Source organism: Streptomyces iakyrus, assembly GCF_000717055.1.
Lineage (GTDB): Bacteria > Actinomycetota > Actinomycetes > Streptomycetales > Streptomycetaceae > Streptomyces > Streptomyces iakyrus.
In genome coordinates this window covers 290,931-302,408 of sequence record NZ_JNXI01000006.1, presented here as the reverse complement: position 1 = coordinate 302,408, position 11,478 = coordinate 290,931, and the positions used below count along the sequence as shown (strand labels likewise).

6 protein-coding genes and 3 pseudogenes are annotated in these 11,478 nt (G+C 70.5%); 3 read left to right on the top strand and 6 right to left on the bottom strand.

Going from position 1 to position 11,478, the window contains the following annotated elements:
• Positions 1-78: 78 nt before the first annotated feature.
• From OO68_RS13205 to OO68_RS13185, 5 genes and pseudogenes are all read right to left on the bottom strand, one after another.
• Positions 79-981, bottom strand: a pseudogene (locus tag OO68_RS13205) (beta-galactosidase); the annotation flags it as partial.
• On the bottom strand, positions 978-1,661 hold the full coding sequence (locus tag OO68_RS13200) for a hypothetical protein (protein ID WP_033308481.1): 684 nt from the start codon (positions 1,659-1,661) through the stop codon (positions 978-980). The pseudogene OO68_RS13205 and the gene OO68_RS13200, both read right to left, overlap by 4 nt.
• A 37-nt stretch (positions 1,662-1,698) precedes the next feature.
• Entirely contained in the window at positions 1,699-3,360 is a 1,662-nt protein-coding gene (locus tag OO68_RS13195; RefSeq protein WP_033308480.1) for an ABC transporter substrate-binding protein, read from the bottom strand.
• A 40-nt stretch (positions 3,361-3,400) separates the two neighbouring features.
• Positions 3,401-4,273 (bottom strand): carbohydrate ABC transporter permease, encoded by an 873-nt coding sequence (locus OO68_RS13190; RefSeq protein ID WP_033308479.1) that lies wholly within the window; start codon positions 4,271-4,273, stop codon positions 3,401-3,403.
• On the bottom strand, positions 4,267-5,259 hold the full coding sequence (locus tag OO68_RS13185) for an ABC transporter permease (RefSeq protein ID WP_033308478.1): 993 nt from the start codon (positions 5,257-5,259) through the stop codon (positions 4,267-4,269). The genes OO68_RS13190 and OO68_RS13185 overlap by 7 nt, the downstream gene beginning before the upstream one ends.
• Positions 5,260-5,490: 231 nt before the next feature.
• On the opposite strand from OO68_RS13185, the gene OO68_RS13180 reads away from it, so the two are divergent.
• Entirely contained in the window at positions 5,491-6,489 is a 999-nt protein-coding gene (locus OO68_RS13180) for an acetylxylan esterase (RefSeq protein ID WP_033308477.1), read from the top strand.
• Positions 6,490-6,601: 112 nt separating this feature from the next.
• Here the strand turns inward: OO68_RS13180 and OO68_RS13175 are convergent, their stop codons facing one another.
• Entirely contained in the window at positions 6,602-7,012 is a 411-nt protein-coding gene (locus OO68_RS13175) for an MmpS family transport accessory protein (RefSeq protein WP_033308476.1), read from the bottom strand.
• Positions 7,013-7,418: 406 nt separating this feature from the next.
• Between OO68_RS13175 and OO68_RS42240 the strand changes: the two are divergent.
• Together OO68_RS42240 and OO68_RS13165 are read left to right on the top strand one after the other, a co-directional pair.
• Positions 7,419-8,511 (top strand): annotated as a pseudogene (locus tag OO68_RS42240) (lytic polysaccharide monooxygenase auxiliary activity family 9 protein).
• Positions 8,512-8,867: 356 nt separating this feature from the next.
• Positions 8,868-11,447, top strand: a pseudogene (locus OO68_RS13165) (SpoIIE family protein phosphatase); the annotation flags it as partial.
• Positions 11,448-11,478 lie beyond the last annotated feature (31 nt).

The window sequence follows — 11,478 nt, the reverse complement described above, 5'->3', positions numbered from 1 at the left end:
ACCCGCTGAAACAGTTCCCACAGCCCGTCCGGAACCAGACGTCCCACCCACTCCATCGCGGCAGACAGCCTAGTGATCAAGCCAGTTGAGACGACCTCTAAGGCCGCGCATCAGGTCGTGGGCGAGGGCGGGACGGGTCGGCGGCGCGTCGAGGGGCGGATAGTTGTCCCAGGAGGCGAAGTCCAGGTGCGGCGCCCAGCGGTGGTAGTCGAGGGGGCGGAAGAGGCCCATGAGGTTGGTCGTGACGGGTGTGTCCGGGTCATGGGCGCGGATCGCCTCCTTCTCGGCCAGGAAGCAGCCGAGGAGCGCGTCGGTGGTGAAGCGGAGGTAGTCGAGCGTGATGCCCTGGAAGGCGGTGTGGTCCGGGCCGCGCCAGTGCTCGGTGAGGGCGTTCGGCGGCTCGATCTGGTCCCAGTCGGTGTAGCGGTGCGACCAGAAGGTGGTCCACCAGGCGTCGTTGAGGGCGTCGAGGGTGCCGTGCCGGTTCCGGAGCCACTGCCGGAACGCCTCGGCGCACAGGTCGCAGTAACAGGCCCCGCCGTACTCGTTGTTGATGTGCCAGGCGAGCAGGGCCGGGTGGGGCGCGTAGCGTTCGGCGAGCCGGGAGGCCAGCGCGGTGGCGTGGTCGCGGTACGCCGGTGAACTGGGGCAGAAGTTGTGGCGCTGGCCGTAGCGGTGGCGGCGGCCCTCGAAGTCGGTGCGGTTGACCTCGGGGTGCCGCTTGGCGAGCCAGGGCGGGAGGGCGGCGGTGCCGGTGGCCAGGCAGACCTGGCGGCCCTCGGCCACCGCGCGGTCCAGGATGCGGTCCAGGACCGTGAAGTCGTAGGCGTCCGGGCCGGGTTGGGTGAGGGACCAGGTGAAGACGCCGACGGTGAGGGTGTCGATGCCGGCCCGGGTGAACAGGCGGTGGTCCTCGTCCCAGACCTCCTCGGGCCACTGCTCGGGGTTGTAGTCGCCGCCGTAGCGGATCTTGTGCCTCATGCGGTGAAGTCCTTCCGCGTCTCGGCGATCACCGGGCGGCTGCCGTGCAGCAGGGACAGCAGCAGCGGGGCGGCCAGCAGGGCCGGCAGGGCCTCGGTCAGCAGGGCCGCCAACGCGGCCGTCAGGACCAGCAGGGAGGCGACGGCGAGGGTAGCGCGGCCGTGCCGGAACAGGAAGTACGCGGCGAGGCGGGCGGTGTCCCGGGCGCGGAAGGCGAAGAGCGAGGTGAGGACGAGTGCGTGAGCACCCCACAGGAGGCAGCCGGCGCCGATCGCCGCGAGCAGCAGCGCCCACCAGCCGGGCAGGCCGGTGGCGGAGAAGTGCGTGAGGGTGAAAGCGATGACCGTCAGCCAGACCAGCAGGGGGATCCAGAGCTTCAGTGCCGGTACGGCGTTGAGCCGCAGGCCGCGCAGGTAGGCGCGGGCCGGGTGCAGTTCGGTGAGGTCGCGGCTGCGGTGGTGGAGGGCGTAGAGCGCGGCGGACAGGGCGGGCCCGAGGGGCAGCAGGCACAGGGCCGCGAGGGGGAGGTTGGCGGCGGCGGGGTCGAGCAGCAGCAGTGCGGCCAGGCCCGGGGAGGCGGTGAGGAGGAGCAGCGCCTCGACGGTCAGCAGGGTGTGGACGAGGGCGGAGGCGCGGGAGAGGGTCCCGGTTCCGAAGGCGGAGGCGCCTACGGTGCTCATGCTGCGGCCCCCCGGCAGGGCGCGTCGGGAACGCTGATCACCCGTTCTCCTTCCGGAAGCGCTCGTACGCCTTGTTGTGCAGGTCGACGAGCTGCTGCATGTTTTTCGACTTCAGCTCGGCGAGGTAGGCGTCCCACTGGGACAGCGGGCGCTTGCCGAGGACGAACCGGAGGGTGTTCTGGATGACGGTGTCCTTCAGCGGGGTGTCCCAGAGGGTCGCCTGTTCCTGCTCGAACGACTGGAGCGGGTGGGCGGGGTCGATGGGCAGTTGCTCGCGCCGGGCCATGGCGGCCTGGAACTTCTTCTCGTCCGGGCCGAACATCGAGGAGACGAGTTCCCAGCTGCCGCCGTATGCGAAGACGCCGTTATAGAAGCCGTAGTCCTTCTGCATGTCCTTCGGGGCGTCCGGGTCGGAGCCCATGAGGCTGATGCCGGGCTTGAGCCTGTACTGGCTTCCCGAGCGGGTGTAGGTGGTGCCCTCGACGCCCCAGCGGGCCAGTCGCTGGCCCTCGTCCGAGTACCAGAGCCAGTCCACGAACTGCATCATGGCGACGAAGCTGTCGCTCTTCAGCGCCTTGCTGAAGATCATCACGCCGTTCTCCAGGCGACTGCCGCCGAGCACCACGGGCCCGGCGGGTCCGAGCGGCACCGGGACCATCTCGATCTTCGCGCCCTCGACCTGCTTCTCCAGGTTGTAGCGGTAGTTCTGCACCAGCTCCTGCGGGTTGGCGCTCATCGCGTAGCACTTCTCCGCGAGGAGCTTCTGCACGGCCTGGTCGTCGGTCTGGCTGAAGCTCTCGGGGTCCATGAGCTTCTCGGCGACGAGTCTGCGCAGGTACTCGACCATCTGGCGGTAGCCGTCCTGGGCGCCGGTGAAGACGTACTTCTGCGCCTTGTGGTCGAAGCTGATGTTGTCGTACGTCCAGCCGGCCCTGACACCGAAGGCCTGGCCGAGATAGCTGAACAGGGCGCCGCAAGGGAAGGGGGTGTTGGTGCTCCAGCGGTCGGAGAAGGGGTACGTGCCGGGGTGCTCGTCCTTGAGTGCCTTGAGGACGTCGTACACCTCGTCCCACGTGGTGGGAAGGGTGAGGCCGTGCCTGTCCAGGACGTCCGTGCGGAAGGACAGCGAGTAGCCGGCCTTGGCCTTCTCGTGCAGCCCGGGCAGCAGGTAGTACTTGCCGTCGGACTGGCGGATGGAGTCGAGCTCGGGTTCCAGCTTCCACTTGCGCACCTTCTCGCGGAAGTTGGGCATCAGCTTGACGTAGTCGCTGACCGGCAGGACTGCGCCCGAGGAGACGAAGGCGACCTCGGAGGGGTGGTACGTCTTCGGGATGAGGAACGGGGCGTCCCCGGCCCCGATGAGGACGCTGCGCTTCTTCTCGTAGTCGGCGAGCGGGACGTCGACCGGCTTGAGGGTCACGCCGGTGCGCTCGGTGAGCTCCTTCCAGAACAGCCAGCCGTCCTTCATGGGGTAGACGGGGTTGTTGTTGTGCAGCACCGAGAAGGACAGCGGCTCGGCGGCCTTGAACTGCTGCCCGGCCCGGTAGTTCTTCATCGCCCCGTTCTGCTTCCTGGACAGGTCCTTGCCGTCCCCGCCGTCGTCGCCGCTGCCGCAGCCGGTGACCGTGGCGAGGCCGACGAACCCGGCGGCGGCGAGGATCTGGCGCCGCGAGAGCTGTCCTGCGTTCTGCTTCTGCACGGAGACTCCTTTGTTCCGTAGACGAGTCGGGGAAGCCGCGTCAGCCCTTGACCGCGCCGAGCATCACGCCCGAGACGAAGTAGCGCTGGACGAACGGGTACACGCAGAGGATCGGCAGGGCGGTGAGCACGATGGTCACGGACTGGATGTTCGCGCCGACCTGGCTGAGCTGCTCGGTGCCCGCGCCCGCGTTGCCGCCGCCCGTGGCGCCCTGGATGAGGTTGCGCAGGTAGACCGTGACCGGCATCAGATCGGTCCGGTCCATGTAGAGGAACGCGCTGAACCAGGAGTTCCAGAAGGACACCGAGTAGAAGAGCACCATCGTCGCCACGACCGCCTTGGACAACGGCAGGACGATCCTGAGGAGGACGCCGTACGTGCTCAGGCCGTCGATCTGCGCGGCCTCCTCCAGTTCGGCCGGCAGGTTCTCGAAGAAGGCCTTCATCACCAGCAGGTTGAAGACGCTGATCGCGTTCGGCAGGGCGATCGCCCAGACGCTGTTCTTCAGTCCGAGGCTGGTGACCAGGATGTAGTTCGGGATGAGGCCGCCGGTGAAGAACATCGTGAACACGGCGATGCCGACGAGCACGCCACGGCCCTTGAGGTGCTTCTTCGACAGCACGTAGGCGTAGCACGTCGTCAGGACCATGGCCACGGCCGTCGCCACGACCGTGTACAGCACGGTGTTGCCGTAGTTCCGCCAGAACACCGAGTCCTGGAACACGATCTTGTAGGTGGTGAGGTTGAATCCCTTGGGCAGCAGGGTCACCTCACCGGCCCGGATCTGCCGCTCCCCGCTGAAGGACCGCGCGAGGATGTTGGCGAAGGGATACAGGGTCACCAGCACGACGAGGGTGAGGATCACCCCGTTGACGCCCTGGAAGACCCGGTAGGCACGGCTCGGCTTCACCACAGGCTCGTCCCCACTGTGCGACGCGAGAGCTGGTTGGCGGATGTGATGAGGACCAGGCCGATGACCGCCTCGAACAGTCCGATGGCGGCGGCGTAGCTGAAGCTGTTGGACTCCACACCGGCCCGGTAGACGTACGTCGAGATCACATCGGCGGTCGGGTACGTCAGCGGGTTGTACAGCAGCAGGACCTTCTCGAACCCGACCGCCATGAACGTGCCGATGTTGAGGATCAGCAGCGTGACCATGGTGGGCCGGATGCCGGGCAGGGTGACGTGCCAGATCTGCTGCCAGCGGTTGGCGCCGTCGATCCGCGCCGCCTCGTACAGGTCCTCGTCGATCGTGGTGAGCGCGGCGAGGTAGAGGATCGTGCCCCAGCCTGCGGTCTGCCAGATCTCCGAGCCCACGTAGATCGTGCGGAACCACTCGGGTTCCTGGATGAAGCGGATGGGTTCGTGGCCGAGCCGGCCGAGGACGTGGTTGAGGGGTCCGTCACTGGCGAGCATCTGCATCGTGATGCCCGCGACGATGACGATCGACAGGAAGTGCGGCAGGTACGACACCGACTGCACGAACCGCTTCAGGGAGCGCCGGCGCACCTCGTTCAGCAGCAGCGCCAGCACGATCGGCACCGGGAAGCAGAACAGCAGCGTGAGCCCGCCGATCCACAGGGTGTTGCGGAACACCTGCCAGAAGGTGGGGTCGTTGAGGAACATCTGCACATAGCGCAGCCCCACCCACTCCTCGCCGAAGATCGACCCTCCGGGCTCGAAGCGCCGGAAGGCGATCACGTTGCCGATCATCGGCAGGTAGCGGAAGACCAGGAAGAACAGCAGCGGCAGGATCGCCAGCGAGTACAACTGCCAGTCGCGGCGCAGCGCCCGCCGCCAGCCGGTCCGGGCGGGCGTCCGTCTGCCGCGGCGGGGTGCGGCCCGGGCCGGAGGCGGGTCCTGGGTGCCCGGCGGGGCCGGTGTGGTGGACGTGCTCATTGCTCGGGCCTCCCGTGGGCATGGGACGCGGAACCGAAACTTTCGAGCTTCTACCGGTAACTTCGCGGCAACTTATGGGCCTCAGAAAGCGCTGTCAATGGGTGCTGCGGGACTCAGGCGGGACGTCTGAGGCGCGTTGGAACACCGTCGAAGCTGGGTAGACCTCTGAGGTCGACCCCCTGTGACCGTCGCAAGTTTCTGGATGACCACCGACTCCTGCGAGGTGCCGCCGTGCCCGCGTTCGACCTGCCCCTGACCGAACTGGAGCGCCACCGCCCGGACATCGCGGAGCCCGCCGACTTCGACGCGTTCTGGACGAGCACGCTGAAGGAAGCCGGACAGACGGACGCCGTGGTGTCGGTGCGGCCGGTGGAGACGGGACTGCGGCTGACGCAGACCTGGGACGTGACGTTCCGGGGTTTCGCGGGCGACCCGGTGCGGGCGTGGTTCAGCCTGCCTGCCGGGGCAGACGAACCGCTCCCGGCCGTCGTCGAGTTCGCCGGGTACGGGCGCGGCCGGGGGCTCCCCCATGAACGCCTCACCTGGGTCAACGCCGGGTACGCGCATCTGCTCATGGACAACCGCGGCCAGGGCGACCAGTACGGGTGCGGCGGTGACACGCCCGATCCCCACGCCGCCGCGCCGGGCGGGCCCGGGCCGGCGGTGCGCGGGCTGCTCTCCGCCGCGGACTACCACTACCGGCGCCTGATCACGGACGCGGTGCGGGCGGTCGCGGCGGTGCGGGGGCTGCCCGGCGTCGATCCGGGGCGGACCGTGGCGGTCGGCAACAGCCAGGGCGGAGGACTGGCCCTGGCGGTGGCGGGGCTCGTCCCGGACCTGGCGGCCGTGCTGGTCACCGCGCCCCTGCTGTGCGGCATCCGCCGCGCCCTCGACCTCACCGACGTGGGCCCGTACGGCGAGATCGCCGCGTACCTGTCCGTCCACCGGGGCGCCGAGCACGCGGCCTGTCGCACCCTGTCCTACGTCGAGGGCGTCTCCTTCGCCCGGCGCGCGCAGGCTCCGGCTCATTTCGGGGTGGGACTGCGGGACACGGTGTGCCCGCCGAGCGGGACGTACGCCGCCTTCAACCGGTACGCCGAGCTGACGGGGACGGACCCGCGCAAGGAGATCCACGCGTATCCGTTCAACGGGCACGAGGGGGGTGACGCGGTACAGGTGCGGCGTCAACTGGACTGGCTGGAAGCGGTGTTGGGCGAGCGACGCCGGTGAAGGCCGCGGGCGTCCGGAGAACCGCACGGATGCCACCGACGGCACCGGTTCGGCCGGCACACGGGAAAGGCGCAGCCCGCAGGCCGCGCCTTCCCATCGGTCCTGCCCCGGTTCAGCCCGTGACCGGGGACTCCGCGGTGCAGCCGCCCGCGGTCACCAGGCCGTCGGCGCTCTGCTCCTCAAGCACCTTGCCCTTGTGGATGATCTTGCACGTGAGCTGGGCACCCTCGGGATCCGCGGCGACCGGCATCACCGCCGCGGGCATGATGCCGCGCAGCGTGACCGTCTTCTTCCACGGCAGCTCGGGCTTGGACACCGTCTCGATCTTCGGATCCATGGCCTTGCCGCCGCCGCCGTGGAATTCGATCGAGTCGATGTTCTTCCCCGTGACCTCGTAGGTGACCTCGTAGGTCTCGTCCACGGCCTTGTCGACCTGGTCGACCGCCTCGGAGCAGGAGCTGAGGCCGAACGCGAGACCGGTCACTGCGACGGAGCAGACGGCTCCGCGGATGATGCGGTTCAAAGGATCCCCCCGGATCTTGATGGTCGATCCCGCAGCCAACCGCAAAGGGAAAGTAAAGTCAACTTCCTTTGGGGGGCGCCTTCCTGGGCCGGGCAGGGAGGCTGACGCCTCGTCAGACGGAAGACCTCTTGATCCGCGAGCAGCGCGAGGAAGCGCGCGCCGTCCGTCACCCGGAGGGGCCCTCACGCCGTTCCGGCCGCCGCACCGCCGGGAGACACGGGGCTCGCGTCGACGCGCTTGCGCGGGGGCCGTTTACATCTGGACCGCTGGACGCTAACTTCCGCAACAGGCGGGGTGGGAGCGCTCCCATAACGGTGGACCGGAACCCGCCCTGGAGCGGCTCCCACTCCGCGCACCGCGCACATACATCCGCAGGTCCGTACCCCCACGAACGGACGGTGCTGTCATGATCCTGACAAGCAAGTCGGGAGGATCCCCGATGTCCCGCTTAACACTCCCCGCCCGGACCAGAGCCCTCTTCCTCGTGCTGCTCTCCCTCCTCGTCACCGTCCCGGCCCTCGGCCTGGTCATGACGGCCGGGGGGGGAGGCGGAGGCGCACGGCACACCCATGAAGCCCGGCAGCCGCACGTTCCTGTGCTGGCAGGACGGGCTGACCGACACCGGTGAGATCAAGCCGGTGAACCCCGCGTGCCGGGGTGCGCAGCAGGTCAGCGGCACCACGCCGTTCTACAACTGGTTCTCGGTGCTGCGCTCGGACGGCGCCGGCCGTACCAAGGGCTTCGTACCGGACGGCGAGCTGTGCAGCGGCGGCAACACCAACTTCACCGGGTTCAACACGCCCAGCAAGGACTGGCCGCTCACCCATCTCACCTCGGGCGCGACGGTCGACTTCTCGTACAACGCCTGGGCGGCGCACCCGGGCTGGTTCTACGTCTACATCACCAAGGACGGCTTCGACCCGACGAAGACGCTCACCTGGAACGACATGGAGGCCCAGCCCTTCCTCTCGGTCGACCACCCGCCGCTGAACGGCTCCCCGGGCACGGTCGAGGCCAATTACGCCTGGAAGGGCAAGCTCCCCGACAACAAGTCGGGCCGCCACATCATCTACATGGTCTGGCAGCGCTCCGACAGCCAGGAGACCTTCTACTCCTGCTCCGACGTCGTCTTCGACGGCGGCAACGGCGAGGTGACCGGCATCAAGGAGCCGGGCAACCCGACCGAGCCGGTGCCCGGCACCTGCACGGCGACCCGCAAGACCACGGGCACCTGGAACGGCGGCTACCAGTCCGAGGTGACCGTCACCAACACCGGCACGGTCCCGATGCTCGGCTGGATGGTCGACTGGAGGCTCCCGGCGGGCCAGAGGGTCGACAGCCTGTGGAGCGGCAGCGCGACCTACAACGGCCAGGCGGTGATGGTCCACAACGCCGACTGGAACGGCTCCCTGGCCCCGGGCAAGAGCACGACCTTCGGCTACGTCGCCTCCGGGCCGGGCGGTGACAGCACGAGCAGCTTGCCCTGCCGGGTGGGCTGACGGGGGCGGACGGGGCGGGTCCGGTGACCGGGGAGCCCGGTGACCGGACCCGCTGTGGCGATCCGCCGGTTCCGGTGCGGGCCGCGCCGGGTTGAGCGAGCGGCGTTCCGGGGTCGTGAGTGGGTGATCGGAACCCGCCGGACCTACTGACCCAACCGGTCCGGTCGCCCCATATGTCGCTGTTATCCAGGTGTGCGATTCTGTTGTGAGGGTGCCCTGCCGCTCATGAGCGGCGTGGATCCGCCATGGGAGGCGCGACCCCGCGCCGCCGGTCCCGTGCCCGCGTCGTCGTCGCCTGAGTTACGGGGACTCCCACCTGCCGGTGGCTTCGGCATGGACGGGAGGTGGATGCGGACATGCCCCATTACGGCGATGCCCGGGCCGCGGTCCCCGGTCTTCGGGCGCCGGGGAACGGGGGCACCCGTCCGCCTCGTCCCGCTCCGGAACCGGCCGCGCGAGCGCGGCTGCTGGCGTTCGCGGGGGTGACGCTGGCGGCGGTGTACGTGCGCGGTGAGGACGGGGCGGAGCTCCGGCTGGTGGAGTCGGCAGGGGCCGAGTCCGAGCAGCGGTACCGGCTGCCGGGGCGGGTGGCGGTCGCGGCCGGTTCCGCGGCCACGGGTGCGAGCGCCGCCCCCGGGCCGTCATCGCCTGTCGCCTCCGGGGGCTCCCCCGCCCCGGTGCCTCCGGGGGAGGCCGGCGCCGGGGGCGATTGCCCCGCCGTCGCCGAGGCGTACCGGCGGGGGCGGGCCGTGTGGCTCGCGAGTGTGATGCTCGGGCCTGAGGAAGGCGCGGCGGCCTCCGCCCCGCTCGGGGCGTTGCCGCTGGGGGCCGCGGGCGGGTGGCTGGGATGTCTGGTCGTGGTGGGCGAGGCCGGGGAGGGGTTCGGGGCCGAGCAGCGGGAGTTCCTGGAGCGGTACGCCGAGGCCGTCGCCGAGCGGCTGCGGGGCGAGGCGGACCGGTCGGCGCCCTCACCGCTGCTGGATTCGGCCCTGCGCGCCCTGGGGGTCGGGTCCTTCGCCCTGTCGCCCGGCACCGGGCTGGTCGAGACGGATCCGGCGCTGCTCGAACTCGTCGGCATCCCCGAGGGCGGTTTCGACGGCAAGACCGACACGCTGCTCTCGTACAGCGTCCCGGAGGACGTTCCCGCGCTGATGTCGGTCATCGAGCCGTCCGCCCAGACCCCCGGCCGGCGTGAGCTGGAGTTCCGTATCCGGCGGCCCACCGGTGAGCTGTGCTGGCTCCGGCTGAGCTGCCGGGTGCTGAAGGGGCCCGAGGGCACCCCGGAGCGGGTGCTGGGCGTGGTGAGCGCGGCCCCCGTGCTGCGCCGCAGCGCCAGCGACGTCGCCCGGATCCAGTGGCTGACGGCCGCGCTCGACGACGCCACGACCGTCCAGGACGTCAGCCGTGTCGTGGTCGCCGCGCTGCGCGAGCCGCTGGGTGCCGACCGGGTGGCGCTCGCCGAGCTGCTGGAGGACCGGCTGGCGGTCACTGTGCTCGATCCGCCGGGTGCGGGGGCCTGGCCGGAGCTGTGGCGCCGCGAGTGGCGCTCGGAATGGCCCGACGCGCCGGTCACCGCGCTGCCCACGCTCCAGGCGGCGCTGCGGGACGGCCGGGTGAGCCTGTGGCCGGTCGGTTCCGCGCTGGAACCGGGGCTCGCGGGGATCGGGCCCGGCGGGCTCGCGGTGCTGCCACTGCCGGCCAAGAACGGTGTGGCCGGTGTCTGCCTGGTCGGCTGGGACACCCCGCACGAGTTCGCCCCCGAGGAGCGGGCCCTGCTGACCGCCACCGCCGGCCTGGTCGGGCAGGCCCTGAAGCGCGCCCACGCCTACGACGCCGAGCAGGAACTCGCGACGATGCTCCAGCGCAGCCTGCTGCCGCGCCGACTGCCCAAGCTGCCCGGCGGCACCGCCGTGGCCCGCTATCTGCCCGCCCGGCGCGGTCTCCAGGTCGGCGGCGACTGGTACGACGTGATCGCGCTGTCGGAGAGCAAGGTGGCCCTGGTCATCGGGGACGTGCAGGGGCACAGCGCCGGGGCCGCGACGATCATGGGCCAGATGCGTACGGCGGTCCGGGCCTACGCCGTGGAGGGGCATCCGCCGGACGTGGTCGTCGCGCACGCCAACCGGCTGCTCGTCGGCATGGAGACGGACCTGTTCGCCACCTGCTGCTACGCCGAACTGGACATGGAGGAGGGCAACGCGCTGTTCGTCCGGGCCGGGCATCTGGCGCCGCTCGTGCGGCATCCCGACGGCGGCACCGCGGAGATCGCGGTCGAGGGCGGGCTCCCGCTGGGCGTCCTCGCCGACGCGGAGTTCCCCCTCACCGCCCTCGCGCTCGCCCCGGGCTCGGTGCTCGCGCTGGTCACCGACGGCCTGGTCGAGTCGGCCGATCTGCAGGTCGACGAGGGGATGCGGCTCGTACGCCGGGCACTCGCCGCGGCCGATCCCGCCGACCCGGGACGGATGGCGGACGAGCTGCTCGGCGAGGCCGGGCGCCGTGAGGACGACGTGGCGGTGCTGCTGCTGCGCTACGACGGGATGCGGGTACGGCCCGTGCGGACGGGCTGGGTGGTGTGGCGGCTGCCGGACGCGGTGATGCACGCCCGCAGGTTCAGTGCGCGCACCCTGCGTTCGTGGGGCATCGCCGCCGAGGCCGACACCATCCTGCTGGTGGTGTCGGAGCTGGTCACCAACGCGCTGGTGCACACCCAGGGCGCGGTCCGGGTGGAGCTGACCCTGGCGGCGGACCGGCTGCGGGTGACCGTGAGCGACTCCTCGCCCCGGGCGCCGGCCAAGCCGGTGGTCGTCGACTGGGAGTCGACGGGCGGCCGCGGGCTCTTCCTCGTCGAGGCCGTGTCGGCGGCCTGGGGTTCGGTGCCGGTGGGCGGCGGCAAGCAGGTCTGGAGCGAGATCGTCGTCACTCGTCCGGAAGGGGACCCGGACCGCGGCACGGAGCCGGACGAGGAAC